The sequence below is a fragment of the Devosia ginsengisoli genome (genome assembly GCF_007859655.1).
In the GTDB taxonomy this organism is placed as follows: domain Bacteria; phylum Pseudomonadota; class Alphaproteobacteria; order Rhizobiales; family Devosiaceae; genus Devosia; species Devosia ginsengisoli.
The window spans coordinates 3,343,735-3,370,314 of sequence record NZ_CP042304.1; the positions used below are offsets into that span (position 1 = coordinate 3,343,735).

Genomic DNA, 26,580 nt, shown 5'->3' on the forward strand with positions numbered 1-26,580 from the left:
CGAGCAATATTGTTGCGGCGTGGCTACCACCTTTGTCGGGAAGCGACAAGGCTGGCACCCATGCAATAGCGCCTCAGCGCGGGCGGTAATCGTCTTCGTCGAGATCGATGGCGCCTTCGATGCGCCCGGAAGACGGATCGTGGCGGCGATAGGTCGTGGTCGTGTCCACCACCGTCACCCTTCTGGCCAGGGCCGCATAAATCCAGCTGCGCACCGGCGGCAGCAGCAGAGCCAGCGCCACCACATCGCTGAGAAAGCCCGGCAGCACCAGGAACAGGGAAGCCAGCCCGATCATCATCGCATCGGCAATGGTGCGGCCCGGCATGCGCCCGGTATTGACGTTGTCGCGCATCTGGGTGAGCACCGAAAGTCCCTGCTGGCGCAGCAGCAGACCGCCCAGTATGGCGGCGCCGATAATCAGCGCCAATGTCGGCAACAGACCGATGGTCTGGCCCACCTTGATGAGCACAGCGATCTCGATGATTGGCAGGGCAATGAGCCCGAGGACGAAAAATCGTGCCAAGGTCGGGGTTTCCTTCTGTGTGCCACTACGGCAAAACGCTGTCTCGCCCCATCGTGAACTGGTTTTGGGGTGAGGCTTTGCCTATATATAGGCGAAATGATGCGCTCAACGAGCGCTGTAGCGTCGATTTTCTCCGGCGCGCTCAGGTAAGGTACATTGCGCAATGGATGAATTCTTCGATCTGCCGACCCTCATCGTGATTGCCGTGGCAGTCTTCGTGCTGTTCCGCCTGCGCTCCGTATTGGGCACCAGGACCGGCAATGAGCGGCCGCCCGTGGAGCGCCGCAAGCCGGCCACGGCAGAGGCACAAGAGGAAACCGTGGTCCCCCTGCGCCCGCGCGGCACCGGCGCCCCCGAACTCGACGACGAACGCCGCGCCCGCAAGACCGAGGCCGAGATCGAGCAGTTCGCCCATGGCGACGAGCAACTGGCCGCCGGCTTCCGTTCCGTGGTCGCAGCCGATCCGAGCTTCACCCCGAAGAGCTTCCTCGATGGCGCCAAGCAGGCCTATGAAATGGTGGTCACCGCCTATGCCGCCGGCGACCGCGCCATGCTGAAGAACCTGCTGGAAAAGGACGTGTTCGACGGCTTCCAGCGCGCCATTGCCGAGCGCGAAGCCGCCGGTCAGAGCGTGGACTTCACCTTTGTCGGCCTGCCCAAGGTCGAGATTTCCGAAGCCGAATACGACAAGAAGAACGTGCTGATCACCGTGCGTTTCCATGCCGAAGTGGTTTCGGCCACCCGCGACAAGGACGGCAACCTGGTGGATGGCAATGCCGACCAGGTCGAGACCGTCGCCGATGAATGGACCTTTGCGCGCAATCCCAAGTCGCGCGACCCCAACTGGAAGGTCATCACCACCAGCCAGCTCGACTGAGTTTTTCGAGAGCGGCCGGGGCGGCAGTGCATTCCATGTCCAAGCGTGACAACAGGCGCCTGCCGCACGATTTCCATCTCTGGACGGCCGTAGCATCCACGGTCGATCCTTTGCGGCGCAAGGGCCTGCTGAAATTCGCATCCGCCCCGCTGCCCCTGCCCGCCGAAGACCCGCCGCTGGTTGCGGTGAGCAAGGCGCCGCCCAAGCGTCAGCCGGCGCGCAAAGCCTTCCTGCCGCCCTATCAGGCACCCCTTCCCGCCGCTGTCCTGCCCGACAAGGCGGTCGATCCGGCCATCCGCAGGAAGGTCGGCCGCGGCCGCATCGAGATCGACGGGCGCATTGACCTGCATGGCATGAGCCAGAATGAAGCGCGCTCGGCCCTGCACCATTTCATCCATGCCCGTTTCAGCCGCGGCGACCGCACCGTGCTGGTCATCACGGGCAAGGGCGTGCGGACCGACAATGACTATATCGCTGCCATGACAGAACGCGGGGTGTTGCGCACCATGCTGCCCATCTGGCTCAACGAGCCCAGCCTGTCGCCCATGGTCTCGGGCTGGAGCGTGGCGGCGCGCGGCCATGGCGGGGAGGGGGCGTGGTATGTGCGCCTGCGCCGCGCATGACGCCGTTAGGGGCAAAGATCAGGGAGCTACGCGAGGCACGCGGCATTTCACTCAAGGAAATGGCGGCAGCGCTGAACGTCTCCAGCGCCTATCTCTCGGCCCTCGAACACGGCAAACGCGGCCGCCCCACCGGCTTCCTGCTGCACCGCATGATCGCGTTTTTCAACGTGATCTGGGACGAGGCGGAGGAGTTGCAGCGCCTGGCCGAGATGAGCGACCCCAAGGTCACCATCGATACCGGCGGCCTGGCGCCGGAAGCCACGGAGCTGACCAACCGGCTGGCGGCGGACATAGCCAAACTCGATGCCGATGATTTGCGGTTTTTGCGGGATGAGCTGGTGCGCAGGTCAGGGAAGAAGCGCTGAAGCCCTGCCCTCTCCCCTTGAGGGAGAGGGTGGTTTCGTCCGCGTTCAGCGGACGGAACCGGGTGAGGGGTTCTGCGCTATCCCATGCTTCCGTGCGTGGGGAAAGCTCGACACCCCTCATCCGCCCTTCGGGCACCTTCTCCCTCAAGGGGAGAAGGGAAGAAGCCCTACAGCACGAACTTGCTCAAATCCGTATCGCCGGCCAGCACGCCCACCTTCTCGGCCACGAACGCCGAGTCGATGGAGATGGTCTGGCCCTGCTTGTCCGGGGCTTCGAAGCTGATGTCTTCCACCAGCCGCTCCATCACCGTCTGCAGGCGCCGCGCGCCGATATTCTCGACCGAATTGTTGACCTTGACCGCGGCATCGGCAATCGCCTCGATGGCGTCCTGGGTGAAATCCAGCGTCACGCCTTCGGTGCTCATCAGCGCCACATATTGCTTGATGAGGCTCGCATCGGTGTCGTTGAGGATGCGGATGAAATCCTCGCGGGTCAGCGCCTTCAGCTCGACGCGGATCGGCAGGCGACCCTGCAATTCGGGCAGCAGGTCGCTGGGCTTGCTCACATGGAAGGCGCCCGAGGCGATGAACAGGATATGGTCGGTCTTGACCGGGCCATACTTGGTCGAAACCGTCGTGCCTTCGATCAGCGGCAACAGGTCCCGCTGCACGCCTTCGCGCGACGGCCCGCCCTGCGCCCCGCCTTCGCGATGGGCCACCTTGTCGATCTCGTCGATGAAGACGATGCCGTGGTTTTCCACCAGCTCGATAGCCTCGGCCTTGAGCTGTTCCTGGTCGAGCAGCTTGTCGGCCTCTTCGGCAATCAGCGGCTCATAGGCATCCTTGACCTTGACCTTGCGCTTCACCCCGCGCCCGCCCATGGCCTGCTTGAACATGTCGGAAAGGTTGATCATGCCGATGCCGCCATTGGGCATGCCGGGGATTTCAAAGCCCCCTGTGCCGGTCGATGGCGTCATCTCGATTTCGATCTCGCTGTCATCAAGCTCGTTATTGCGCAGCTTCTTGCGGAAGGAATCGCGCGTCGAAGGTGCGGCCGAATTGCCCACCAGTGCGTCGAGCACGCGGTTTTCGGCATTGGCATGGGCCTGCGCCTGCACATCGGCGCGGCGCTTGTCGCGCAGCACGGCAATGCCGGCTTCCACCAGGTCGCGGATGATCTGTTCCACGTCGCGGCCGACATAGCCGACTTCGGTGAATTTGGTGGCTTCCACCTTGATGAACGGCGCCTGCGCCAGACGGGCCAGGCGGCGGCTGATCTCGGTCTTGCCGACACCGGTCGGCCCGATCATCAAAATATTCTTGGGCGTGATCTCGCGGCGCAGCTCGGGGCTGAGCTGTTGCCGGCGCCAGCGATTGCGCAGGGCCACGGCCACGGCGCGCTTGGCGTCATCCTGGCCGACAATATTGCGGTCGAGCTCGCTCACGATCTCGCGCGGGGAAAAATTGGTTTCACTCATTGGTCTGTCTTTCCTGGTGCCTCATCGAGAAAGCGCACCATCATGTGTTCGTCGATATAGCGACCGTTCACGTAAAGGCAGCGGGGGTCGGTGCCATAGGTGGTGAACCCCGCCTTTTCATAGAGCCGGATGGCCGGCGCATTGTGCGATCCCACCATCAGGTGGAGCTGGATCACTTCGCTGCGGGCATGGTCCACCGCTGCTTCCAGCAGCGCCAGCGAAGCACCCGTGCCGCGCATGGCCGGCTGCACATAGACCTGCAGCAGCCAGCCGCGATGGGTCTCGCGTTCGCCATCGTCACGGGCATAGGCCACGATCCCGGCCAGAGCACCATTGTCCGTCACCACCCCGAAAACCGCCATGCGGTCCAGCATGGTCTGCAGGGCCTCGATCGGGCGGGCGGCGAAACTGTCGGGCGCCGTGCCATAGGACTCGGGATGGTCAGTCAGCGCTTCGAGCCGAATGGCCCGGTACGCGTGGACGTCATCCCGTGTCAGCTGGCGGATCGAATAGCTCAACTGTCGAGCTCGATGGTTTCAACCGTCACATTGCCATTGGTATAGACGCAGATTTCCTCGGCGATCTTCATGGCACGGCGGGCAATATCCTCGGCATCGAGTTCGGTCGCCTGATGCAGGGCCAGAGCCGCCGAATGGGCATAATTGCCACCCGAGCCGATGGCGATGACGCCATGGTCCGGCGTCAGCACGTCGCCCGTGCCGGTCAGCACCAGCGTATCGGTCTTGTCGGCCACGATCATCATGGCTTCCAGCTTGCGCAGGTAGCGGTCGGTGCGCCAGTCCTTGGCCAGTTCCACCGCGGCCCGCATCAGCTGGTCAGGATATTGCTCGAGTTTTGTCTCCAGCCGCTCAAAGAGCGTGAAGGCATCGGCGGTGGAACCGGCAAAGCCGCCGATCACCTTGCCACCGGCCAGCCGCCGGACTTTCTTGGCGGTGTGCTTCATCACCGTCTGGCCCATGGAAACCTGGCCATCGCCAGCCACCACGACCTTGTTGCCCTTGCGCACGGAAACGATCGTCGTCCCGTGCCACCCGGGGAAATTGTTGTCACTCATTTGGGGAGGTACTCCAGAACTGTTGAGTGATATTTAGGCGGCGGCGGCGCGATTGCAATGCGGGATGGGCTGAACGGCCCTCAACCCAATCTTCACGCAACCGTGCCTATCTGCTACTGACGCCCGACCCCGGAGACCGCCATGCGTAAAGCCAGTATCGCCCGCAAGACCAACGAGACCGAGATTTCCGTCTCGGTGAATCTCGATGGCACTGGCGCGCACACTATGGCGACCGGCATCGGTTTTCTCGATCACATGCTCGACCAGCTCAGCCGCCACTCGCTCATCGACATGGATGTCTCCTGCAAGGGGGACCTCCACATCGACTTCCACCACACGGCGGAAGACGTCGGCATTGCCCTGGGCCAGGCCGTGCTCCAGGCGCTGGGCGACAAGAAAGGCATCCGTCGCTACGCTTCCTGCGACCTGCCCATGGACGGTACGCTGACCCGCGCCGCACTGGATGTCTCCGGCCGGCCGTTCCTGGTCTTCCGCGCCGAGTTCAGCCGCGACAAGGTCGGCGAGATGGACACCGAACTGTTCCGCGAATTCTTCCAGGCTTTCGCCATGAATGCCGGCATCACGCTGCATATCGAGAATTTCTACACCGACAACAACCACCATCTGGCCGAGTCGATGTTCAAGGCTGTGGCCCGTGCCTTGCGCGAGGCGGTGGAGATCGACCCCCGCGTGGGCGACCGGGTGCCGAGCACCAAGGGCACGCTCTGAGCTTGCAGCAGACCTCATGGTGAGCTTGTCGAACCATGAGGTCGTGTTCCGATCCTGCCACGACCTCGTCCTTCGACAGGCTCAGGATGAGGTCTGTTGATGGATCGAGGCGTGCCGCTACCCTTCCACACGGCTACATTTTGCACTAAGTCAGCCCCAACGTCCCGTTTTTGGAGCGTCCGGTGACCCTCTACGCCATTTTCGATCCCAAGCCCGGCAAGCCCGCTTTGCCCGCAGTCGTGCCCGAGACATTCTCGTGGCTTGCTGCCATCTTGCCGCCGGTTTTCCTGGTCGTGCATGGGCTCTGGCTCGAACTTGTCGCCTGGCTGCTCAAAGTCGCGGCTCTGGTCGTGCTGTCGCGCTTCATCGGCGATGGCGCCGCCTTCCTGCTCTATGTCGTCGCCGCCATCTGGCTCGGCTTCGCGGCCGCCGGTCTCCGTCGCCATGCCCTGCAATGGCGCGGCTGGACTTTTCGTGGCCCGCGCATCGCCCCCAGCGCCGATCTGGCGCAGCTGGAGGCTTTGCAATGAGCCTCGTCACCATCGTGGATTATGGCGCCGGCAATCTCCACTCCGCCGCCAAGGCCTTCGAGCGCATGGCCAACGGGCTGGGCGGCATCACCATTGAAGTGACTGCCGACCCCGACCGCGTCCGCGCGGCCGACCGCATCATGCTGCCCGGCGTCGGCGCCTTTGCCGATTGCAAGGCCGGGCTCGATGCCGTCTCGGGCATGGTCGAGGCGCTGGAAGAGCGGGTGATAGGGGGCGGCGTGCCCTTTCTCGGCGTCTGCGTCGGGATGCAGCTCATGGCCTCCGAGGGTCGCGAGAAGGTGGTCACGCCCGGTCTGGGCTGGATTCCCGGCGCCGTCGAAAAGATCGCCCCGTCTGATCCGGCGCTGAAGATTCCGCATATGGGGTGGAACACCATTTCTGTGACCCGCCCGCATCCGCTGCTATCGGGCATTCCCGATGGGCCGGATGGGCTGCATGCCTATTTTGTCCATTCCTATCACCTGGTGACCGAGAGCGCCGATACGCTGCTGGCCACCACCGATTATGGTGGGCAGGTCACCGCCTGTGTCGGCCGCGACAACATGTTCGGCACCCAGTTCCACCCGGAAAAAAGCCAGGCGCTGGGGCTGCAATTGATCGAGAATTTCCTGAGGTGGACGCCGTGATCCTCTTTCCCGCCATCGACCTCAAGGACGGCCAATGCGTGCGCCTCAAGCTGGGCGACATGGATCAGGCCACCGTGTTCAATGACGACCCGGCCGCGCAGGCGAAGAGCTTCGAAGACCAGGGTTTTGAATATCTCCACGTCGTCGATCTCAACGGCGCCTTTGCCGGCGAGAGCGTCAATGGTGCGGCGGTGGAAGCCATCCTCAAGGCGGTGAACTTCCCGGTCCAGCTCGGCGGTGGTATCCGCACTTTGGCTCATATCGAGTCCTGGCTGAGCAAGGGCCTGAGCCGCGTCATCCTCGGTACGGTGGCGGTGCGCGATCCGGCTCTGGTGAAGGAGGCCGCAAAGCAGTGGCCGGGCCAGGTCGCCGTCGGCATCGATGCGCGCAAGGGCATGGTGGCGGTGGAAGGCTGGGCCGAGACCTCGGAACTGTCAGTCATCGAGCTGGCCAAACGCTTCGAGGGCGCTGGCGTCGCGGCCATCATTTACACCGATATCGACCGCGATGGCGTACTGGCCGGCATCAACTGGGACTCGACGCTGGAACTGGCCCGCGCCACCTCCATTCCGGTCATCGCTTCGGGCGGCCTCGCCTCCATGGCCGATATCGAACGCCTCACCCGGCCCGATGCCGCCGTGCTCGAAGGCGCCATATCCGGGCGGGCGCTCTATGACGGGCGGATTGATTCACGTGAAGCACTCGCGCTTCTGAAAGCCGCAGCATGACCCTGAAAACCCGCCTCATCCCCTGCCTCGACGTCATGGGCGGCCGCGTCGTCAAGGGCGTGCAATTCGTCGATCTGCGCGATGCCGGCGATCCGGTGGAAGCCGCCATCGCCTATGATGCGGCAGGAGCGGACGAGCTGACCTTCCTCGACATCACTGCCAGCCATGAAGGCCGCGACACGATTTTCGACGTGGTGGCGCGCACCGCCGAACACTGCTTCATGCCGGTGACGGTTGGTGGCGGCGTGCGGACCATCGAGGATATCCGCAAGCTCCTGCTGGCCGGCGCCGACAAGGTGGCGATCAATTCGGCCGCGGTGAACGACCCCGATTTCATCTCCCGCGCTGCCGACAAGTTCGGCAATCAATGCATCGTCGTCTCGGTCGATGCCAAGCAGCGGCTGAGCCAGACTGTGGGCGGCGACAACCGCTCCGAATGGGAAATCTTCACCCATGGCGGCCGCAAGCCGTCCGGGCTCGATGCGGTGGAATTTGCTGTCAGAATGGTCGAGCGCGGCGCCGGCGAATTGCTGGTGACCTCGATGGATCGCGACGGCACCAAATCCGGCTTCGACCTGGCGCTGACCCGCGCCATATCAGATGCGGTGGAAGTCCCCGTCATCGCCTCGGGCGGCGTCGGCACCTTGCAGGATCTGGTCGATGGCGTGAAGGAAGGCCATGCCAGCGCCGTGCTGGCCGCCTCCATCTTCCATTTCGGCACCTTCACCATTCCCCAGGCCAAGGCCTATCTGCGCGACCACGGCGTGGCGGTGCGCATGGACGCGCCGGCAGCGGCTTAAGTCGAACGTGACGGCGCCGGTGCTTTTGCTTTAAAAGCTGCCCCAAATGCGATGTCACCCCGGGCTCGACCCGGGGCCCATCCTGAGATTTCAAGATGGATCCCGGCTCAAGGCCGGGATGACATCGTGCAGGAGGAGACTTCTCTGCCATGACCCTCGACGACCTCGAAGCCCGCATTGCGACCCGCGCTGCGGCCTCGCCCGATGAAAGCTACACGGCAAAGCTCATCGCCCGCGGCATGGAGAAATGCGCGCAGAAGCTGGGCGAGGAAGCCACCGAGGCGGTGATCTCGGCCGTGACAGGCAATCGCGCCGAACTGGTCAAGGAGAGCGCCGACCTGCTCTACCACCTGCTGGTCGTACTGCGCGCCGCCGAACTGCCGCTCTCGGAGGTCATGGCCGAACTCGATAGCCGCACCGCCCAGTCCGGGCTGGCCGAAAAGGCCGGCCGGAAGGATACGCTCTGATGGCAAGGCGTCCCCCGGTCCTCGCGCCCTATCACCACTTCACCAAGGCGCAGTGGAGCACATTGCGCGATGGCCAGCCGATGACGCTTGATGCCGCCGATATCGAGCGCCTGCGCACCCTGTCCGACCCGATCTCGCTCGAAGAGGCCGAAGAGGTCTATCTGCCACTGACCCGCCTGCTGTCCTATTATGTCGAAGCGGTGCAGGGCCTGCATAACGTCTCGACCCGCTTCCTCGATACGCCCGACCAGAAGGTGCCCTTCATCATCGGCGTGGCCGGCTCGGTCGCGGTGGGCAAATCCACCACCGCCCGTATCCTCCAGGCTCTGCTGCAGCGCTGGCCTTCGAGCCCCAAGGTCGATCTCGTCACCACCGACGGGTTCCTCCATTCCAATGCAGTGCTGGCCGAGCGCGGCATCATGGAGCGCAAGGGCTTCCCCGAAAGCTATGACCGCCCCCGCTTCGTGCAGTTCCTCAGCGATATCAAGTCCGGCAAGGCCAATGTGCAGGCGCCGGTCTATTCGCACCTGGTCTATGATGTGGTGCCCGGAAGCGAGGTGACCATCGACCGCCCGGATATCCTCATCGTCGAAGGGCTCAATATTCTCCAGCCCGGCGAACTGCCCAAGGATGGCGCGCCCATCCTGTTCGCTTCCGATTTCATGGATTTCTCGGTCTATATCGACGCCGACAATGACGACCTCGAAACCTGGTTCATGGAGCGCTTCTTCCGCCTGCGCGAAACCGCCTTCAAGGACCCGACCTCGTTCTTCCGCCGCTTCGCCGAGATGAGCCAGGAAGAAGCGGGCGAATTCGGCCGCACGGTCTGGCGGACGATCAACCTGCCCAACCTGGTGGAGAATGTGCTGCCGACGCGCGGCCGGGCCGACCTGATCCTCAAGAAGGGCAAGAGCCACCTGATCGAGACGGTGCAGTTGCGGCGGGTCTAACGGCCTATCTGTGGGCTCTAGCCGAATTCCCAGTCGACACCCTCCCCTCTGAGGGGAGGGTGGACGACTACAATGTCGGCGCAAAATTCCTCAATACGTCCCCGGCTGCGGTTGGCTGAAGATGATCTGGTTGCCATCCCCGTCGCGGAATTTCGCCGTCTTGAAGAAATCCCCGATCGCCTTGGAGACCGGCTTGAGCCCCTGCAACTCCAGCCGGCCCAGTTCTTCGCCGAGGTCATCGACGACAAGCGTGAGCGAGGAGGCGCCGGCGCGGTCGCCATCGGTGAAGACCTGCACCCAGCCGCCGCCGGCCAGCTTCCATTCGGCAACATCCTTCATCGGCCGTGCATCGGCTGTTCGGCCGAACAGCCGCTCATAGAAGTCGAGCGCGTCGGCAATATCGTCTACCGCGATGCCGGCCAGCGCATTGGTGATGGTCAAATCACTCCCCTTGGTTCTGCAGCAACCTCAACCTTACCATGTTGACGGCAATGGGGCAGCGCTGTTGGCGTTTGGCCAAGGCGCTGCTATAGGGCAAGCCGAATTCGGGAGAGCGCAATGGCGGAACTCAAGGTCGTGGTGGCGGGCGCCGGTGGGCGCATGGGCGCGGCCAATATCCGTGCCGTCGCGGCCCTCAACGGTCTGGCCCTGCACGGCGCCGTCGCCAAGCTCCATGCCGCCGTCGACCGGCCGGGCACCCCTGCCATCGGCCAGGATGCCGGCCTCTTCGCCGGCATCGGCCCGCTGGGCATCGCCATTACCGACGATATCGACGCCGCCCTTGCTGGCGCCGATGCCATTATCGACTTCACTGCCCCCCAGGCCAGCGTAGCCCTTGCCGCCAAGGCCGCCGAGCGTGGCCTCATCCACGTCATCGGCACGACAGGCTGTTCCGAGGCCGACGACGCCGCCATCGCCCAGGCGGCGCAGGCCGGCGCCCGGATCGTCAAGTCAGGCAATTTTTCCATGGGCGTCAACGTGCTGGCGAGCCTGGTGCGCAAGGCCGCCGCGACGCTGGCCGAATACGACATCGAGATTCTCGAAATGCATCATGGCCGCAAGGTCGATGCCCCCTCGGGCACGGCCCTGTTGCTGGGGGAAGCTGCCGCCGAAGGCCGCAATATCGCCCTGCGCGACCATTCCATCCGCGTCCGAGACGGCCATACCGGTCCGCGCGAGGCCGGCACGATCGGCTTTGCCACCCTGCGCGGCGGCACGGTGGTTGGCGATCACTCGGTGATCCTGGCCGGCCCCTCCGAGCGTATCGAGCTCAATCACCGCGCCGAGGATCGCGCCATTTTCGCCAATGGCGCCGCCCGTGCGGCGCTCTGGGCCGCGGGCAAGCCGGCCGGGCTTTATTCCATGACCGACGTGCTGGGGCTGTGACCGGCATGGCCACGCCGACCTGCTGGATCGGTGTGGCGGCGGCGGCGCATGTGCGCGTGGGTCGCCAGCAGGGCTTCGTCATGTTCGCCCATGGCAAGCACAGTGCGGTCAAACGGCTGCAGCCGGGCGATGCCTTCGCCTATTATTCGCCGACCGAAACTCTTGGCGGCAAGGATGCGGTGCGCCGCTTCACTGCCATCGGCACCATTGCCGAAGGGGCGCCTGAACCCAGCGCCATGATGGGCACCACCGAAGCCTGGATGCGCCGCGCGCATTATCTCGACGCCCAGGAAGCCGATATCTACCTGCTGCTGCCCCAGCTCGATTTCGTCAGCGATCCCGGCCATTGGGGCATGTATTTCCGCAAGTCGCTGTTTTCAGTCAGCGCCGCCGACTTTTCCCGCATTGCCGCCGCCATGGGCGTCGGCCAACACTTCAATTTCGGAGACTAGCCAATGACCGGTACCCTGATCCTCGTGCGCCACGGCCAGAGCGAGTGGAATCTCAAGAACCTCTTTACCGGCTGGCGCAATCCGGACCTGACGGAAAAGGGCATCGAGGAAGCGCGCGATACCGGCAAGGCGCTCAAGGCCAGGGGCATCGTGCCCGATTGCTATTACACCTCGGCCTTGCGCCGCGCCCAGCACACGCTCGACCTGATGCTGGAAGAGATGGCAATCGACAATGTCACCATCGTCAGGAACACCGCCCTCAACGAGCGCGACTATGGCGACCTCTCCGGTCTCAACAAGGACGATGCGCGCGAAAAGTGGGGCGAGGAACAGGTGCTGGTCTGGCGCCGCAGCTTCGACGTGCCCCCGCCGGGCGGCGAAAGCCTCAAGGATACCGCCGATCGCACCCTGCCCTATTACCAGGCCGAAATCGTGCCGCTGCTGCAAGAGGGCAAGACCGTGCTGGTGGCGGCGCATGGCAACTCCCTGCGCGCGCTGGTCATGGCCATCGAGGGCCTGACGCCGGAGGAGATTTTGAAGCGCGAAATCGCCACGGGCGAGCCGACGATCTACAGGATCGGGCCGGACGGCAAGCTGGTGGAGCGGGTGGAGCTGTAGGCTCCACTCTCGCCACCGGCGTTTCCCCAACCGCGATCGTCACCCTCGGGCTTGACCCGAGGGCTCTATACTTGCCGCAAGTCCATCAAGTGCAGTGTCCTCGGGTCAAGCCCGAGGATGACGGCTGGTGGGTGTGGCGCTGGCGGTAGCAAGATAAAACCGCCGGATTCACGTGAAACGCAGCTAATGCGCCGCCGAAACCACCCCGGCTTCCCACCCCAATATCGCCCGTTTGCGCGGCACGCCCCAGTGATAGCCGGTCAGCGCCCCTGACGTGCCCACCACGCGATGGCAGGGCACGACGAACGAAATCGGGTTCTTGCCCACCGCCGCACCCACCGCCCGCGCGGCCGTCGGCCGGCCGATCTGGTTGGCGACATTCTGGTAGGTCGTGGCCTGGCCGCAGGGGATCTTCAGCAAAGTCTCCCACACCTTGACCTCGAAATCGGTGCCGATCAGCACCACCCGCACCGGATGTTCCGGCGACCAGCGGGCCGGATCGAAGGCCTGCGCAATCATCGGCGCTACGCGGGCATCGTCCCTGACGAAGCGGGCATTGGGCCAGCGATTGGCCAGGTCTTCGAAGGCCTGCTCGATCGTCATGTCCGCATCGGCAAAGCCCAGGCCGGACATGCCGTAATCGGTGGCCGTCACCACCGCCATGCCGAAGGGCGATGGCGCGGCGCCCCAGACCATGTCGATGCCTTCGCCGCCAGCCCGGAAAATGCCCGGCGGCATGGCTTCATAGGTCACGAACAGGTCATGCAGCCGCGAGGTTGAGCTCAGGCCCACTTCATAAGTGGTGTCGAGCACGCTCTCCTTGGCCCGCAACAGGCTCTTGGCATGGTCCAAAGCCACGGCCTGGGCGAAGCTCTTGGGCGAAAGGCCGCACCAGCGGCGGAACAGCTCGGTCAACTGCCGCTCGGTCAGGCCCAGGCCCTGGGCAAAACGGCCGAGATCGGTGCCGTCAGGTCCGTTCTCGCTCAGATAGCGGATGGCGGCGCGGATGGTGTCATAGTCCGTCGCAGGGGTCATATGCGTGATCTGGTTCATCGGAACACCCGTCATTTGTCTGGGTGTCTATGTAGGCGGGACAGGCCGTGGATGCGACCCGGTTTTGACGGCTTCAGAGGTTTCAGGCGGCCTGCCGCGCCCGGCGCAAAGCCGTGCCAAAGGCCTTGGCGAAGCTCGAGCGGTCCTCGGGCTTGAGGAAGGCGCCCAGCTCCATATTGTCCGTGCCGGCGCGCAGCCGCATGGCGACGGTTTTCTCATTCTCGTCGCGCTCCAGCACCAGCCGGACACTGGCGGGGTCGAAGCGGCGCAAGGTGCGCACGCCATGGCGGTCCGTACTGGCGATTTCGAGCTGGTCGGGCCAGAGTGTGACCTGCTGCGTCAGCTTGCGTCGCCGCGATTGCCGCAGTGACAGCGCCACGAGGCCCGCTCCGCCGATAGCGAAGGCAATGGCAGTGGGCAGCAGGACGCCGGGCACCAGCACCGCCAGCGGCATGACAGCAATACCGGCCAGCACATAGGCCAGCCAGCCGCCGAACAGGCGCGGCGAATGGTCCGGCTTCAGCGCGGCGGCGAACAGGGGCGTAGTGGTTGTGGCTTGCATTGGCATGGCTGACTCTTCACCACTGACTATAGGCGCAGAATCAGAGGCGAGAGAATGGCGGCGGCGAAAAAAGTGAAGGCCCTTCCCAAGGCTGATGTCGAGGCGATCTTCGCCCGCTTCCACCAGATCGAGCCCGAGCCCAAGGGCGAGCTCGACTATCTCAATGCCTTTACCCTGCTGGTCGCGGTGGTGCTGTCGGCCCAGGCCACCGATGCGGGGGTCAACAAGGCCACCAAACGCCTGTTCGAACTGGCCCCCTCGCCATCAGCCATGGTGGCTTTGGGGGTCGAGCAGATTACCGAACTGGTCAAGACCATTGGCCTCTATCGCGGCAAGGCGAAAAACGTCTTCGCGCTGAGCCAGCTTCTCCTCGACAGGCATGGCGGCGAAGTGCCGGAAGATCGCGAAGCGCTGGAAGCCCTGCCCGGCGTCGGCCGCAAGACGGCCAATGTGGTACTCAACATCTGGTTCAAGCAGCCCACCATCGCGGTGGATACCCACCTGTTCCGCGTCGGCAACCGCACCGGCCTCGCCCCCGGCAAGACGCCGCTCGAAGTGGAACAGAAGCTGCTCAAGGTGGTGCCGCCGCACTATATGCTGCATGCCCATCACTGGCTGATCCTGCATGGCCGCTATGTCTGCAAGGCCCGCAAGCCCGAATGCTGGCGCTGCGCGATTCGCCAATGGTGCCAGTTTGAGCCCAAGACGCCGCTGCCGAAGGGGGCGTGAGGTTTCGGTGGAGCAGTGCCTGTGACACCCCCACCCTCATTCCCTCCCCACAAGGGGGAGGGAAGCCTGTCCGGTGGGTGAAAAAGCATTGGAACACTGACGTCGCCCATGCGCCTCCCTCCCCTTGATGGGGAGGGATTGAGGGTGGGGTGGGGCAACGCGCTCCGGCGCCTCAGCTCACCCCATACCCCCGCGCCATCGCCGCGGCAAAGATCGGAATCAGCAGCAGCACGCCCGCCTGCAGGTGGATGAAGCGCCGGCTCGCGGCAATCTCGTCCGCCGGCACGGCATGGTCCTGCCCTGCCTTGGCCCAGCGGCGGATGGCCAGTGTCGGCGGCACGGTCAGCAGGCCCATGATGAGGAAAGCCGCCATCTTGGCCCAGAAGGCGTAATTGCCCACATAATATTCCCAGCCCATGGCGCCGAAAATCACCCGCAGCACGCCGACCACGATGACCAGAGTCGCCACGCCGCCATAGGCCGCGTCGAGCTTGGCCAATTGCCCGATGCGCGCGCCGGACAGCCCCGGCCGCAGCATGGCGAATTCGGCGGCGAACAGCCCGACCAGAGCGAACACCACGAGGTGATGGGCGCTGGCGAGAATAAGGTCGATATCCATTTGCGAGCCCTCAATGGGTCATGTTATCACTGCTCACATATATCTACCCAGAAGTAAGCAATGTCAACATCCCTTCCGAACGCGCCCTATCACCATGGCGACCTGCGCAATGCCCTGCTCGAAGCTGCTTTGGTTATCCTCGAACGTGATGGCGAAGCCGGGCTCGGCCTGCGCGACCTGGCGCGGGCGGTGGGCGTGTCCCCGGCAGCGCCATACCGACATTTCGATAACAGAGCCGCTTTGCTCGAAGCGCTCGCCGTCACCGGCTACCAGCGCTTCACCCGCGCCATGGAAGATGTGGCCGAAGCCAATCCGCCCGACATGCTCTCGGTCATGGGCAAGACCTATGTGCTCTTCGCTTTGCGCAATGCCGCTCTGTTCCGGCTGATGTTTTCGCCCCAGCTCAAGCGCGACAATCGCCCCGGCCTGCGCATGGCCGCCGATGCGGCCTTCGCCACGCTCCGCCATGTCGGCGGCAGCGGCGATACGCGCGCCAGCCGCGTCACCGCCCTGGCCGCCTGGGCCCGCGTGCATGGCCTGGCCGTGCTGCTGCTCGACGGCCAGATTGCCCTGCAGGCCGGCGAGGATATCGAGGCGTTGATCAGCGATATCATCGAGCGCCACTAGACCGGTCTCGAAGGTTGCCGAGCTTTCCCTCTTGCTCTAAACCGGCTGACGGCTTTTCTCGCGCCGGAACCCCTGATGACCCAGACCCGCTTCGACGTCCTCACCATCGGCAATGCCATTGTCGATATCATCGCCCCGGTGGAAACGGGCTTCATCGAGCGGGAGGGCATGAAAGAGGGCATCATGCACCTGATCGATACCGATCGGGCCGAGGACCTCTATGGCAAGATGCCGCTGGGCCGGCAGCAAATCTCGGGCGGCAGCGCCGCCAATACCGCCGCGGGTGTCGCCTCCCTGGGCGGCCGCGCGGCCTTTGTCGGCAAGGTGGCCGATGATCCGCTGGGCGACGTGTTCGAAAGCGATCTCGACGCCATCGGCGTGCATTACGCCACCTCCCGCCTCAAGAACGGCGCCCTCACCGCCCGCTCGATGATCTTCCTCAGTGAAGATGGCGAGCGCACCATGAACACCTATCTCGGCGCCTGCCACCAGCTCACCGAGCAGGATATCAAGCCCGACGAGATCGGCGCCGCCGCCATCACCTATATGGAAGGTTTTTTGTGGGACCCGGTGGAGGCCAAGAAGGCCTTCGTGCTGGCCGCGCACTATGCCCACAAGAACGAGCGCGCCGCCGCCTTCACCCTCAGCGACCCCTTCTGCGTCGATCGCTACCGCGCCGAATTCCTCGACCTGATGCGCTCCAAGACCATCGATTACGTCTTCGCCAATGTGCACGAGCTGAAATCGCTCTACGAAACCGACGATCTGGGCGAAGCGGTGCGCCAGGTGGCCAAGGATACCGAACTGGCCGCCATCACCATGGGCGCCGATGGCGCCATGGCCATCTATAATGGCGAAGTGACCTCGGTCCCCGCCTTCCCCGTCGACAAGGTGGTCGACGCCACCGGCGCCGGCGACCTCTTCGCCTCGGGGTTTTTGCTCGGCATGGCGCGTGGCCAAACGCTCGAATCGGCGCTCAAGACCGGGTGCCTGGCGGCGAGCGAAGTCATTTCCCACATCGGCGCACGGCCGCAGTTGGATCTGCAGGATCTGACGGCCGAGCACGGGCTGGTGGGGTAATTCCAGCCGTTAGCGAGCGTGACTCACCCCCACCCTCACTCCCTCCCCACAAGGGGGAGGGAAGCCCGGCCGGTGATCGATAAATATCCGAGATGATCCCTTGAAGGTCGATCTAGCGCCTCCCTCCCCTTGATGGGGAGGGATAGAGGGTGGGGTGGGGTCAAGAACGCCGAGGCTAGTGGAGCCCCAGGCTCCCCCGCATCTGCCGCAGCGCATCCGCCGTCGTCCCCGTCGGCTTGAACTCCAGCCCCACGGCGCCGTCATAGCCCTGCCCCAGCAGCCAATCGAGCTTCTGCCTCAGCGGCAGCACCCCGCTGCCCGGCTGGTTGCGCCCCGGATGGTCGGCGACATGCACATGGACGATGCGGTTCAGATGTCCGGCGGCGACCACTTCGGGGTCTTCGCCCATCACCATGGAATGATAGAGATCATAGGTGATGCCGATTTCCGGCCGATCCACCTTGTCGACAATATCGAAGCCCTCGGCGCTGCTGGTGAGGTAATAGCCGGGATGATCGACCCGGTCATTGAGCGGCTCCAGCCCCAGCTTCACGCCCGACCCGGCCAGCACTTCCGCCGACCGCGCCATGGCACTCACCAGCGCGTCATGCTGGCGGGCGTGGTCCACGCCATCGAGCAGCGGCCCCGACTGGCAGATCAGCACCGGCGCACCCAAGCGCAAAGCCACGTCGCGGCTCTTTTCCAGTCCGGCCAGGAACCGGTCATGGTCGGTTTCGCGCGTCAGTTCGGCAAAGGGCTCGGCCACGATGCCGGCCAGCTTGACTCCGGTCTCGTTGAGCGCGCCTTCAATGGCGTCAAGATCCTTGTTGGACCAGAGCCAGAATTCGACCAGATCGAATCCCTCTTCCTTGGCGAGGCGGATACGCTGTGCGACATCCGCCGTCTCGGGAACGAACAGCATTTCGATACAGGCGGAAAGCCGCATCATGCCACGCGCAGGCCGGTATTCATCTCGGCCAGGATGGACCGTGCCGCCGCGGCGGGATCGGCAGCCGCGATGACAGGGCGGCCCACTACCAGATGCGTCGCGCCGGCTGCCAGCGCATCGCCGGGCGTCATGGCGCGCTTCTGGTCGCCCAAAGCCGAGCCGGCCGGGCGAATGCCGGGCGTGACGATGGCCATTTTCGGGCCCACGATGGTGCGCACCATTTCGGCTTCATGCGCCGAGGCCACCAGCCCGCCAATGCCCGCATCGCGCGCCTGCTGCGCCCGCAGCGCCACCAGCCCCGCCGTGTCGCGGGCAAAGCCGGCTTCCGCCACGTCGGCATCGTCCATCGAGGTCAGCACCGATACGCCCAGCACGCAGAGGTCCGAACCGGCTGCGCCGCGCATGGAAGCCCGCATGCATTGCGGATAGGCATGCACGGTCAGCATGGTGGCGCCGCTTTCGGCAATCGCCGCCACGCCCTGCTCGACCGTATTGTCGATATCGAGCAGCTTGAGATCGAAGAAGACCTTCTTGCCCGCCTTGAGCAGGTCCTTGCCCAGCGCGAAGCCGTCGGCGCCATAGAAGCACTGGTAGCCGATCTTGTAGAAATCCACGGCGTCACCAAGCAGCGACACGATTTCCTCGGCGCGCCCGCGTGACGAAACGTCGAGGGCCACGATCAATTGGCCTGCCATTGAGTCTTCCTCCGATGTCGCTATTGGACCTGCGTTAGAGCAAAAGCCGCCGCTTCGCAAGCTGCGGCAGAGCCACGGCTATCCAGCAGACCTCATCCTGAGCTTGTCGAAGGACGAGGTCGTGGCATGATTGAGACACGCCCTCGTGGTTCGACACCCTGAGCTTGTCGAAGGGGCACCATGAGGTCTTGAGGCACTAGTCGAACCAGCCCGGCGCCAGCGCCTCCATCGGCATCCAGTCGCTATGCAGGTGCATGGCCGCGAGGTCGAAGACAAAGGCATTGCCGCCGCCCGGATCGGCCATGCGGCGCTGGTCCTCGTCGCGGGCAATCACACGGCCGCCCACGAAGCATTTGAGCAAGGTCCCCACCGCCCCATGCCCGCAGAATACTGCCGGCGTTCCGGCCGGCACAGTCTCCAGCGCCCGGCGCACCGCCGCCACGATCCGCTCCTGCGCGTCGCGGGCGGTTTCCCAGCCATCGATATTGCTGTCCGGCTGGGCAAAGAAGCGGTCAGCCGTCGCCTCGAACTGTTCCGGGGCCAGGAAGCCGGTGCTGCTGCGATCATTCTCGCCCATGGCGGTATCGACGATCACTTCCGCGCCGATGGCCGCTGCTATGGCCCCGGCCAGATCCGTCGCCTTGGTCTCGTCGCTGGCAAAGATCATCGCGCCATCGGGCACCACGCCACGCGCGGCAAAGGCCCGCGCCCGCGCCAGGCCCTTTTCGTTGAGCCCCCAGCGCGGCGTCGGCACATTGGGGTCGATCACCACCTGCGGATGGGTCACGTAAAGCGCCTTCATGTCAGCCCCGCTTGATATGGATGAGATCGTGCACCAGCTGGTCCACCTTGCGGATAATGGCCGGCTCGACGAAATCGCCATTCTCGTCGAACACGTCCTCGTCCGGCCCGATGCCGAGCAGGCCCGGCGCCACCAACCCGCCCACCTTGGACAGGCTGTCGCGCAAATGGCTCAGCGCCCAGATCGTCCCGTATTTGCCCGAGCTCACCCCGCCAATGCCAATAACCGGGTGGCGGAACGGGCTGGGCCGCTGCCGGCTCAGCCAGGCCAGCGCATTGACCAGCAGGGGCGGCAAGCCGCCATTATATTCGGGCGTGGCGATGAAGACCGCATCATGGCTGCGCCACAGCTCGGCCAGCCGACCGGCTGCCTCGGGCACATGGTCGGGCTCCAGGTCCTCGTTGAAGATCGGCATGTCGAAATCGGCCAGGCTGATGGCATTGACCGTGACCCCTGCAGCGGTGAGCTTGCGCCCCATGTGATCCTGCAATATCCGGTTGCGCGAGCCTGTGCGGATGGAGCCGGAAAGCGTGAGGGCGGTGGTCATTCTATATCCTGTGCTGGTTGCCTGTCGAAATTGCCGTGGCCGGTTCGTCGTGGCAAGAGCATTGACGGACCCGCCGTCATGCCTTATTCACTTAAGACAAGACTTAAGTGTAGAGGAAAACCCCATGTCCACCATGATCTTCGTCAACCTTCCGGTCCGGGACCTGGCTGCCTCCATGGCCTATTACAAGGCGCTCGGCTTCGACCATAATCCGCAATTCACCGATGATACCGCTGCTTGTATCGTCATCAGCGACACCATTTTCGTGATGGCCCTGACCCACGACAAGTTCGCCGAATTTTCCAGCAAGCCCATTCCCGATCCGAAAACCACGACGGGTGCCCTCTACGCGCTGTCGTGTGACAGCCGCGAAGCCGTCGACGCCATTGCCGGGGCAGCCATCAAGGCGGGCGGCACGGAAACTCGGGACGCGCAGGACTATGGCTTCATGTATGGGCGCGCCGTCGCCGATCCGGATGGCCATGTCTGGGAATATACCTGGATGGATATGAGCCAGATGCCGAGCGAATAAGGCGGGGCAGGCGCAGCGCGCTTCACATACGCGATAGTCACCCTCGGGCTTGACCCGAGGGCTCTTCACTTGCGGAGCGTCTGGTAAGTACAGAGCCCTCGGGTCAAGCCCGAGGGTGGCGCGGTGGGTAGAGGCGCCGCTCACGCCAGCTTCAGCCAGCCCCGGACCAGCCGCACCATCCGCTCGCAGCGATAGCGGTAGTAATATTCATTGGTCATCAGGTGCCGATAGGTGCGCTTGAACGCCACCCGCGACCAGGCGAACCACGGCTTGGGATTGGCCGAGTAATGCACGATGGCCGGGTTGAACACTTCATGTGCCGGTTCGGCATTCTGCAGGTTCCAGCGCGGATCCACTTCCATGATGCGGCCCTGGAAGCAGAAATTGATCATGTCCTGGTCGTAGTAGAACAGCGCCAGTTCGGCCGGCGGCAGCTGCGCCAGCTCGGCGGCAAAGTCCATCTGGCGGTATTGCGCCATGTCGATCAGCATGACCCCGGCATTGAAATAGGGTTGCGCCATGGAAAAGGCGGTGCGGGCGCGCAGGTCCTTGCCGGCGATGACATGCATGCGGTCGGGCTGCAGCACGGCGGCAATGGCATGGCCAGCCATGTCCATGCCATAGAGCGGATCGAGCGCCGTGCGCACGAAGATATCGCTGTCGAGATAGAGCACCCGCGCAATGTCAGGGTCGAGCAGATCCCCCAGGAACAGCCGCGCATAGACGATGGGGTTAAGCCGCCGCAGCTTGATCTTGGGAAAGCCTGCAATCCGGTCGGTCAGGATACCGCGCGCATCGATATCGATGAAATCGAGTTGGGCGCCATAATCCCGCCCGATGCCGGCAATCGCCGCGTGATGCTCCGGCGTCAGCGTGCGGTGCAGCAGGTGGAAGCGTAGCCGCTCGGGATGGGGCGTCGTCAGGCAGATCGAGCGCATCGTGGCATAGGTCGGTGCCCAGAAGGCGTCGTCGAACGCCATGACGATCTCGATCTGCTGGGACACGTCAGGCCTCGAACATCTTCTTGAGTTTGGTGAAGAAGCCGCCCGAGGTCGGGCTGTTCTCCGCGGTCTCGAGCTTGGCGAATTCTTCCAGCAATTCGCGCTGCCGCCGGCTCAGCGCCTGCGGCGTTTCGATGTCGAGCTGCACATAGAGGTCGCCCACATCCTTGCTGCGCAGCACCGGCATGCCCTTGCCCTTGAGCCGCACGCGCTGCCCCGGCTGGGTGCCGGTCGCGACCTTCACCTTGGCCCGCGCGCCATCCAGCGTCGGCACTTCGAATTCTCCGCCCAAAGCCGCCGTGGTCATGGCGATGGGCACGCGCGCATAAAGGTCGGCGGCATCGCGCTGGAACAGGTCATGCGGGCGGATGGAGATGAAAATATAGAGATCGCCCGGCGGGCCGCCGCGCAACCCGGCTTCGCCCTCATTGGCGAGGCGGATGCGCGTGCCGTCCTCGATCCCCTTGGGGATATCGACGCTGAGCTTGCGGTTTTCCTGCCGGCGGCCCTGGCCGCCGCAATCGGTGCAGGGCTGGTCCATCATCTGCCCGCGGCCCTGGCAGACCGGGCAGGTGCGTTCGATGGTAAAGAACCCCTGCGCCGCGCGCACCTTGCCATGGCCGTTGCACTGGCGGCAGGTATGGGTACCGGTGCCCGGCTTTGCGCCCGAGCCGTCGCAGGTGGTACAGCCCACCAGGGTCGGCACGTCGATTTCGACGGTGCGGCCCTCAAAGCTCTCTTCGAGGCTGATTTCCAGATTATAGCGCAGGTCGCTACCGCGCAGCTTGGCCGCCCCGCCACCGCCGCCGCGGCGTTGCCCGCCGCCCATGAAGTCGCCGAAAATATCGTCGAAGATATCGGACATGGACGAGGTGAATTCCGGCCCGAACCCGCCAGGGCCGCCGCGTCCGCCGCCATTCTCGAAGGCAGCATGGCCGAACCGGTCATAGGCGGCCCGTTTCTGGCCGTCCTTGAGCGTGTCATAGGCCTCGTTGATTTCCTTGAACTTGGCTTCCGCCTCGGCATTGCCGGGGTTGCGGTCCGGATGGTGCTGCATGGCCAGCTTGCGATAGGCGCTCTTCAGCGCCGCGTCGTCGGCGCCCTTCTGCACGCCGAGCACCTCGTAGAAATCCCGTTTGGACAAAAAACCGTTCTCCGATGCAGCCGGTCGCGACAGGCGCGCCCCGCTCGAAATCTAGCCCCTAGATGGCAATCGACCCCACGCCCTGCAAGGGGTCTGGGGTCGGTAACTCATGGCCTCATATCAAGCACAGGCCCGGGGGGCAACAGAAGTGCTTGCCTGACGTGCCGTCGATTTAGCTGTGCCGGGCCGGTGCAAAGGCCTTGCCCAGCGCATCGGCCGTGTCCGATTGCGCGAACAGCGCCTTGGTGACGACCAGGCCCAACCCAAAAAAGCCCTGCGTCACGCCCTCATAGGTCCAGCAATTGACCGCGACACCGGCCTGTTCCAGCGCATCGGCCAAGGCTTCGCCTTCCGAGCGCAGCGGATCGATCCCGGCCAGCACGATCGTTGTCGGCGCTAATCCAGCCCAGTCCGTGCGCGCCACGAGATTGATGCGTTCGTCGCCCGATGCGGCTTCATCGGCAAACACCTGCCGGAAGCGCCAGCGCATCGCCGGCAGCCCGACCGGTCGCGCCCGCAGGGTCTCACCATAGGAGGCGGCGGTCATGTCATTGCCGGCAATGGGGTGGATCAGCACTTGGTGCACCGGCTGCGCGCCACGCCCATCTCGCGCCCGCAAGGCCACATGGGCGGCCAGGTTCGCCCCGGCATCCTCGCCGGCCAGCGCCAGCCGCTTCTTGTCGCCGGCCAGCGCCTTGACCTGCTGGTTCAGCCAGCGCCACGCTGCCCAGGCGTCATCATGCGCCGCCGGAAACGGATGCTCGGGCGCCAGCCGATAGGCCACCGACACCACGATGGCCCCGGTGCGCCGGGCAATGGCGCGCGCCGAAGCGTCATGGCTGTCGAGATCGCCGGTAACAAAGCCACCACCATGGAAATATAGCACCACCGGATTGAGCCGACTCAGCAGGCCCAGCGGCCGATAGACCCGCCCCGGCAGGTCGCCCTCGGCCCCGGTAATGGTGATATCCTCCGCCTCGACCCCATCCTCGGGCCGCTCGCGCCCCTGCCGGCCCAGAATGGCGCTGATCGCCTCGGCCGCCCGCGGCTGGCGTCGCGCCACTTCGGGCGACAGCAATTCCAGCGGTCGTGCGCCCATATCGGCCAGCCGGTCCAGCACATGCTTCATGTCGGCATCGAGCCGCTGCATCGGATCGCCGCCGATCAGCTCGGCAATGCGGCCGATGGAATCATCTTGCCGGTTGTTGGACGGCTCGTGGCTGTGGGGTTCGGACATGGCGAGGCCTCGCGCTTTCGTGACTGCTTCTTGGACAGCCAAAAGCGGGAGGGAGTTGGGCGCGATTGAGCCCATTTTGCGGCGAAGCCTGTTACCGAGAGTGCGTCGGCGGGCGCTGATTCACGTGAAACTCAACTGCCCGGTGTGAGCTCGGTATTCTTTTCGGTCGGGTTGAGCCGCCCCACTTCGCCGATGCGCACATAGAGTTCGAGCAGCGGCACCACCAGCGCATTGGTGGCCGCCATCACCTCGGCCTGGTAGGCGGCCAACTGCTCGTCGGTCTCGATGACCTTGCCGGCATTGGCAAAGATCACATTGATCATGCCATTCATCGCCGCATTGACCTCGGCCGTCGCCTTGGGCCCGGCTTCGGCGGTGAACATGGGTAGCAGCGCCAGGTTCTGCGCGCCGACCCGCGCCACCAGTTCCTGCAGGCGCAACACCTCGTCCTGCACCGGCTCCCCTGTCACCAGTTTCTGCACCACCACCGAATAGAGGCCTTGGAAATCCTCCATCTTGACGCGCAGGTCATTGTAGTTGCGCACCACGAAATCGGTGCGCAGCTTCTGTGCCTCGAACTGGGCATTGACCTGCGGGGCGAGGAAATAGGTGCCGGCCGCACCGGCCAGCAATACGATCAGCGTGAACCACATCGGCGTGCGATCGCCGCCCAGGAAGCTGGTGACGATGCGGCGCCTCGATGGGGGCGGCGTAGGCGTGTCGGTCAAGGCGGGGCCGTGGCGTTGGTGTCGCGCTGGCCGATCCTAGTCGATGCCCTGGACAACGAAAAGGGCCCGGCTCGCGCCGGACCCCTTGCATTCATGAGAAGGGCGTTAGGCCGACTTCTTGTCGTCGTCGTCCTTGACCTCTTCGAAGTCGGCATCGACCACGTCGTCGTCGCCATCTTCGTCCGTGCCATTGGCCTTGGCTTCGGCTTCCGCCTGGCTAGCCTTGTACATGGCCTCGCCCAGCTTCATCGAGGCCTGGGCCAGCGCGTCGGTCTTTTCCTTGATGGCATCGCCATCTTCGCTCTCGAGCACGCCCTTGAGATCGGCGATCGCGGTCTCGATGGCCGTCTTGTCCTCGGCCGTGACCTTGTCGCCATATTCGCCCAGCGACTTTTCGGTCGAGTGGATCAGGCTCTCGCCCTGGTTCCTGGCTTCAACGGCTTCGCGCTTCTTCTTGTCGGCCTCGGCATTCTGCTCGGCTTCCGCGACCATCTTCTCGATATCGGCATCGCTGAGGCCACCCGAGGCCTGGATGCGGATCTGCTGCTCCTTGCCGGTGCCCTTGTCCTTGGCCGAAACCTGCACGATGCCGTTGGCGTCGATGTCGAAGGTCACTTCAATCTGCGGCACGCCACGCGGTGCGGGCGGAATGCCGGTCAGGTCGAAATTGCCCAGCAGCTTGTTGTTGGCGGCCATTTCGCGTTCGCCCTGGAACACGCGAATAGTCACCGCGCTCTGGCTGTCCTCGGCGGTCGAGAAGGTCTGGCTCTTCTTGGTCGGGATCGTCGTGTTGCGGTCGATCAGCCGGGTGAACACGCCGCCCAGCGTTTCGATGCCCAGCGACAGCGGGGTCACGTCGAGCAGCAGCACGTCCTTGACGTCGCCCTGCAGCACGCCGGCCTGGATGGCCGCGCCCAACGCCACGACTTCGTCCGGGTTCACGCCCTTGTGCGGCTCCTTGCCGAACAACTGCTTCACTGCTTCCTGCACCTTGGGCATGCGGCTCATGCCACCCACCAGCACGACTTCGTCGATCTGGCTGGCCGACACGCCGGCATCCTTCATCGCCTGCTTGCAGGGCTCGATGGTGCGGTTGATCAGGTCATCGACCAGCGATTCCAGCTTGGAGCGGCTGAGCTTGAGCGTCAGGTGCTTGGGGCCCGAGGCGTCGGCGGTGATGAAGGGCAGGTTGATTTCGGTCTGCGTCGCGCTGGAGAGCTCGATCTTGGCCTTTTCCGCAGCTTCCTTGAGGCGCTGCAAAGCGAGCTTGTCGGAGCGCAGGTCGATGCCCTGCTCCTTCTTGAACTCGTCGGCCAGGTAGTCGACCAGGCGCATGTCGAAGTCTTCGCCACCGAGGAACGTGTCGCCATTGGTCGACTTCACCTCGAACACGCCATCGCCGATTTCGAGGATGGAGATATCGAACGTGCCGCCGCCCAGGTCATAGACCGCGATCGTGCCGGTATTCTTCTTGTCGAGGCCATAGGCCAGAGCGGCCGCAGTGGGCTCGTTGATGATGCGCAGCACCTCAAGGCCGGCAATCTTGCCCGCATCCTTGGTGGCCTGGCGCTGAGAATCGTTGAAATAGGCCGGAACCGTGATGACAGCCTGCGTGACGGTCTCGCCGAGGTAGGATTCGGCGGTTTCCTTCATCTTCTGCAGGATCATGGCCGAGACCTGGCTCGGCGAATACTTGTCGCCCGATGCCTCGACCCAGGCGTCGCCATTGTCGGCCTTGACGATCTTGAACGGCACCAGGTTCTTGTCCTTGGCCACGACCTGGTCGTCGAAACGACGGCCGATCAGGCGCTTGACGGCAAACAGGGTATTTTCGGGGTTGGTGACCGCCTGGCGCTTGGCCGGCTGGCCCACGAGACGTTCGCCATCCTTGGAAAAGGCGACCATCGAGGGGGTGGTGCGCGCCCCTTCCGCGTTTTCGATAACCTTGGGATTGGCGCCATCCATGACGGCGACGCAGCTATTGGTAGTACCCAGGTCGATACCGATGACTTTAGCCATTACTCTAG

At 64.3% G+C, this 26,580-nt stretch carries 34 protein-coding genes; 17 read left to right on the plus strand and 17 right to left on the minus strand.

What is annotated here, in order from left to right; genetic code table 11:
- Positions 1–73: 73 nt before the first annotated feature.
- Positions 74–523 carry an FxsA family protein gene (locus FPZ08_RS16360; protein ID WP_146290990.1) on the minus strand — a complete coding sequence of 150 codons (450 nt, stop codon included), beginning with the start codon at positions 521–523 and terminating at the stop codon, positions 74–76.
- Between the two features lie 163 nt (positions 524–686).
- Between FPZ08_RS16360 and FPZ08_RS16365 the strand changes: the two genes are divergently transcribed.
- From FPZ08_RS16365 to FPZ08_RS16375, 3 genes are read left to right on the plus strand one after another with little or no spacing between them, the layout of a single operon-like run.
- Complete coding sequence (locus FPZ08_RS16365; protein WP_146290991.1) at positions 687–1,400, plus strand: Tim44/TimA family putative adaptor protein; 714 nt, start codon at positions 687–689, stop codon at positions 1,398–1,400.
- Positions 1,401–1,435: 35 nt separating this feature from the next.
- Positions 1,436–2,023: a Smr/MutS family protein gene (locus tag FPZ08_RS16370; RefSeq protein ID WP_186767051.1), complete on the plus strand. Its 588-nt coding sequence runs from the start codon at positions 1,436–1,438 to the stop codon at positions 2,021–2,023.
- Entirely contained in the window at positions 2,020–2,388 is a 369-nt protein-coding gene (locus FPZ08_RS16375) for a helix-turn-helix domain-containing protein (RefSeq protein ID WP_146290993.1), read from the plus strand. The genes FPZ08_RS16370 and FPZ08_RS16375 overlap by 4 nt, the downstream gene beginning before the upstream one ends.
- Before the next feature lie 167 nt (positions 2,389–2,555).
- Here FPZ08_RS16375 and hslU read toward each other — a convergent pair whose 3' ends face one another.
- Genes hslU through hslV form a run of 3 tightly spaced genes read right to left on the minus strand, consistent with a single transcriptional unit; the run spans position 2,556 to position 4,941 of the window.
- Positions 2,556–3,866, minus strand: coding sequence for an ATP-dependent protease ATPase subunit HslU (hslU, locus tag FPZ08_RS16380; protein WP_146290994.1), 1,311 nt, complete (start codon positions 3,864–3,866; stop codon positions 2,556–2,558).
- A complete protein-coding gene (locus FPZ08_RS16385; RefSeq protein WP_146290995.1) occupies positions 3,863–4,384 on the minus strand; it encodes a GNAT family N-acetyltransferase in 522 nt (173 codons plus the stop codon). Before FPZ08_RS16385 ends, hslU begins: the two co-directional genes overlap by 4 nt.
- Positions 4,381–4,941 carry an ATP-dependent protease subunit HslV gene (gene hslV, locus FPZ08_RS16390; RefSeq protein ID WP_146290996.1) on the minus strand — a complete coding sequence of 187 codons (561 nt, stop codon included), beginning with the start codon at positions 4,939–4,941 and terminating at the stop codon, positions 4,381–4,383. Before hslV ends, FPZ08_RS16385 begins: the two co-directional genes overlap by 4 nt.
- Positions 4,942–5,082: 141 nt before the next feature.
- Here hslV and hisB point away from each other — a divergent pair, with 141 nt between their 5' ends.
- The 7 genes from hisB to coaA all read left to right on the plus strand — a co-directional run bounded on the left by hisB (position 5,083) and on the right by coaA (position 9,792).
- Positions 5,083–5,670, plus strand: a complete 588-nt coding sequence (gene hisB, locus FPZ08_RS16395; protein ID WP_146290997.1) for an imidazoleglycerol-phosphate dehydratase HisB — start codon at positions 5,083–5,085, stop codon at positions 5,668–5,670.
- Positions 5,671–5,852: 182 nt separating this feature from the next.
- Positions 5,853–6,200 carry a DUF2628 domain-containing protein gene (locus tag FPZ08_RS16400; protein WP_186767052.1) on the plus strand — a complete coding sequence of 116 codons (348 nt, stop codon included), beginning with the start codon at positions 5,853–5,855 and terminating at the stop codon, positions 6,198–6,200.
- Entirely contained in the window at positions 6,197–6,847 is a 651-nt protein-coding gene (gene hisH / locus FPZ08_RS16405) for an imidazole glycerol phosphate synthase subunit HisH (protein WP_146290999.1), read from the plus strand. The genes FPZ08_RS16400 and hisH overlap by 4 nt, the downstream gene beginning before the upstream one ends.
- Complete coding sequence (gene hisA, locus FPZ08_RS16410; RefSeq protein ID WP_146291000.1) at positions 6,844–7,575, plus strand: 1-(5-phosphoribosyl)-5-[(5-phosphoribosylamino)methylideneamino]imidazole-4-carboxamide isomerase; 732 nt, start codon at positions 6,844–6,846, stop codon at positions 7,573–7,575. Before hisH ends, hisA begins: the two co-directional genes overlap by 4 nt.
- On the plus strand, positions 7,572–8,375 hold the full coding sequence (gene hisF / locus FPZ08_RS16415) for an imidazole glycerol phosphate synthase subunit HisF (protein ID WP_146291001.1): 804 nt from the start codon (positions 7,572–7,574) through the stop codon (positions 8,373–8,375). The genes hisA and hisF overlap by 4 nt, the downstream gene beginning before the upstream one ends.
- 149 nt (positions 8,376–8,524) lie before the next feature.
- Positions 8,525–8,842: a phosphoribosyl-ATP diphosphatase gene (locus FPZ08_RS16420; RefSeq protein WP_146291002.1), complete on the plus strand. Its 318-nt coding sequence runs from the start codon at positions 8,525–8,527 to the stop codon at positions 8,840–8,842.
- The gene (gene coaA, locus FPZ08_RS16425; protein ID WP_146291003.1) at positions 8,842–9,792 is read left to right on the plus strand and encodes a type I pantothenate kinase; all 951 of its coding nucleotides are present in this window, start codon (positions 8,842–8,844) and stop codon (positions 9,790–9,792) included. Before FPZ08_RS16420 ends, coaA begins: the two co-directional genes overlap by 1 nt.
- Before the next feature lie 90 nt (positions 9,793–9,882).
- On the opposite strand, the gene FPZ08_RS16430 is transcribed toward coaA, so the two are convergent.
- Positions 9,883–10,233, minus strand: coding sequence for a VOC family protein (locus FPZ08_RS16430; RefSeq protein WP_146291004.1), 351 nt, complete (start codon positions 10,231–10,233; stop codon positions 9,883–9,885).
- Positions 10,234–10,350: 117 nt separating this feature from the next.
- On the opposite strand from FPZ08_RS16430, the gene dapB reads away from it, so the two are divergent.
- Genes dapB through FPZ08_RS16445 form a run of 3 tightly spaced genes read left to right on the plus strand, consistent with a single transcriptional unit; the run spans position 10,351 to position 12,248 of the window.
- Positions 10,351–11,178, plus strand: a complete 828-nt coding sequence (dapB, locus tag FPZ08_RS16435; RefSeq protein WP_146291005.1) for a 4-hydroxy-tetrahydrodipicolinate reductase — start codon at positions 10,351–10,353, stop codon at positions 11,176–11,178.
- A gap of 5 nt (positions 11,179–11,183) precedes the next feature.
- Complete coding sequence (locus tag FPZ08_RS16440; protein ID WP_146291006.1) at positions 11,184–11,630, plus strand: EVE domain-containing protein; 447 nt, start codon at positions 11,184–11,186, stop codon at positions 11,628–11,630.
- A 3-nt stretch (positions 11,631–11,633) separates the two neighbouring features.
- Positions 11,634–12,248: a 2,3-bisphosphoglycerate-dependent phosphoglycerate mutase gene (locus FPZ08_RS16445; protein ID WP_146291007.1), complete on the plus strand. Its 615-nt coding sequence runs from the start codon at positions 11,634–11,636 to the stop codon at positions 12,246–12,248.
- Between the two features lie 183 nt (positions 12,249–12,431).
- On the opposite strand, the gene FPZ08_RS16450 is transcribed toward FPZ08_RS16445, so the two are convergent.
- Positions 12,432–13,301 carry a bifunctional helix-turn-helix domain-containing protein/methylated-DNA--[protein]-cysteine S-methyltransferase gene (locus FPZ08_RS16450; protein WP_146291008.1) on the minus strand — a complete coding sequence of 290 codons (870 nt, stop codon included), beginning with the start codon at positions 13,299–13,301 and terminating at the stop codon, positions 12,432–12,434.
- An 82-nt stretch (positions 13,302–13,383) separates the two neighbouring features.
- Positions 13,384–13,869, minus strand: a complete 486-nt coding sequence (locus tag FPZ08_RS16455) for a DUF2244 domain-containing protein (RefSeq protein WP_146291009.1) — start codon at positions 13,867–13,869, stop codon at positions 13,384–13,386.
- Between the two features lie 48 nt (positions 13,870–13,917).
- Between FPZ08_RS16455 and nth the strand changes: the two genes are divergently transcribed.
- Complete coding sequence (gene nth / locus FPZ08_RS16460; RefSeq protein ID WP_146291010.1) at positions 13,918–14,592, plus strand: endonuclease III; 675 nt, start codon at positions 13,918–13,920, stop codon at positions 14,590–14,592.
- 172 nt (positions 14,593–14,764) lie between these two features.
- Here nth and FPZ08_RS16465 read toward each other — a convergent pair whose 3' ends face one another.
- On the minus strand, positions 14,765–15,211 hold the full coding sequence (locus FPZ08_RS16465; protein WP_146291011.1) for a DUF2214 family protein: 447 nt from the start codon (positions 15,209–15,211) through the stop codon (positions 14,765–14,767).
- Between the two features lie 60 nt (positions 15,212–15,271).
- On the opposite strand from FPZ08_RS16465, the gene FPZ08_RS16470 reads away from it, so the two are divergent.
- Both FPZ08_RS16470 and FPZ08_RS16475 read left to right on the plus strand, forming a co-directional pair.
- Positions 15,272–15,838, plus strand: a complete 567-nt coding sequence (locus FPZ08_RS16470; protein ID WP_146291012.1) for a TetR/AcrR family transcriptional regulator — start codon at positions 15,272–15,274, stop codon at positions 15,836–15,838.
- A gap of 75 nt (positions 15,839–15,913) precedes the next feature.
- Entirely contained in the window at positions 15,914–16,918 is a 1,005-nt protein-coding gene (locus tag FPZ08_RS16475) for an adenosine kinase (protein ID WP_146291013.1), read from the plus strand.
- A 175-nt stretch (positions 16,919–17,093) separates the two neighbouring features.
- Here FPZ08_RS16475 and FPZ08_RS16480 read toward each other — a convergent pair whose 3' ends face one another.
- The 4 genes from FPZ08_RS16480 to FPZ08_RS16495 all read right to left on the minus strand — a co-directional run bounded on the left by FPZ08_RS16480 (position 17,094) and on the right by FPZ08_RS16495 (position 19,911).
- On the minus strand, positions 17,094–17,867 hold the full coding sequence (locus FPZ08_RS16480) for a TIM barrel protein (RefSeq protein WP_146291014.1): 774 nt from the start codon (positions 17,865–17,867) through the stop codon (positions 17,094–17,096).
- On the minus strand, positions 17,864–18,562 hold the full coding sequence (pyrF, locus tag FPZ08_RS16485) for an orotidine-5'-phosphate decarboxylase (RefSeq protein WP_146291015.1): 699 nt from the start codon (positions 18,560–18,562) through the stop codon (positions 17,864–17,866). The genes FPZ08_RS16480 and pyrF overlap by 4 nt, the downstream gene beginning before the upstream one ends.
- A 196-nt stretch (positions 18,563–18,758) precedes the next feature.
- Complete coding sequence (locus FPZ08_RS16490; protein ID WP_146291016.1) at positions 18,759–19,364, minus strand: histidine phosphatase family protein; 606 nt, start codon at positions 19,362–19,364, stop codon at positions 18,759–18,761.
- A gap of 1 nt (position 19,365) precedes the next feature.
- Positions 19,366–19,911: an NADPH-dependent FMN reductase gene (locus FPZ08_RS16495; protein WP_146291017.1), complete on the minus strand. Its 546-nt coding sequence runs from the start codon at positions 19,909–19,911 to the stop codon at positions 19,366–19,368.
- Between the two features lie 124 nt (positions 19,912–20,035).
- Here FPZ08_RS16495 and FPZ08_RS16500 point away from each other — a divergent pair, with 124 nt between their 5' ends.
- Positions 20,036–20,443 carry a VOC family protein gene (locus FPZ08_RS16500; RefSeq protein WP_146291018.1) on the plus strand — a complete coding sequence of 136 codons (408 nt, stop codon included), beginning with the start codon at positions 20,036–20,038 and terminating at the stop codon, positions 20,441–20,443.
- 140 nt (positions 20,444–20,583) lie between these two features.
- Here FPZ08_RS16500 and FPZ08_RS16505 read toward each other — a convergent pair whose 3' ends face one another.
- From FPZ08_RS16505 to dnaK, 5 genes are all read right to left on the minus strand, one after another.
- Positions 20,584–21,447, minus strand: coding sequence for a glycosyltransferase family 8 protein (locus FPZ08_RS16505; protein ID WP_146291019.1), 864 nt, complete (start codon positions 21,445–21,447; stop codon positions 20,584–20,586).
- A gap of 1 nt (position 21,448) precedes the next feature.
- Positions 21,449–22,588, minus strand: coding sequence for a molecular chaperone DnaJ (gene dnaJ / locus FPZ08_RS16510; protein WP_146291020.1), 1,140 nt, complete (start codon positions 22,586–22,588; stop codon positions 21,449–21,451).
- 172 nt (positions 22,589–22,760) lie between these two features.
- Positions 22,761–23,825, minus strand: coding sequence for an alpha/beta hydrolase (locus FPZ08_RS16515; protein WP_186767053.1), 1,065 nt, complete (start codon positions 23,823–23,825; stop codon positions 22,761–22,763).
- A 131-nt stretch (positions 23,826–23,956) separates the two neighbouring features.
- Positions 23,957–24,553 (minus strand): hypothetical protein, encoded by a 597-nt coding sequence (locus FPZ08_RS16520; protein WP_146291022.1) that lies wholly within the window; start codon positions 24,551–24,553, stop codon positions 23,957–23,959.
- 105 nt (positions 24,554–24,658) lie between these two features.
- Positions 24,659–26,572: a molecular chaperone DnaK gene (gene dnaK, locus FPZ08_RS16525; protein ID WP_146291023.1), complete on the minus strand. Its 1,914-nt coding sequence runs from the start codon at positions 26,570–26,572 to the stop codon at positions 24,659–24,661.
- Positions 26,573–26,580 lie beyond the last annotated feature (8 nt).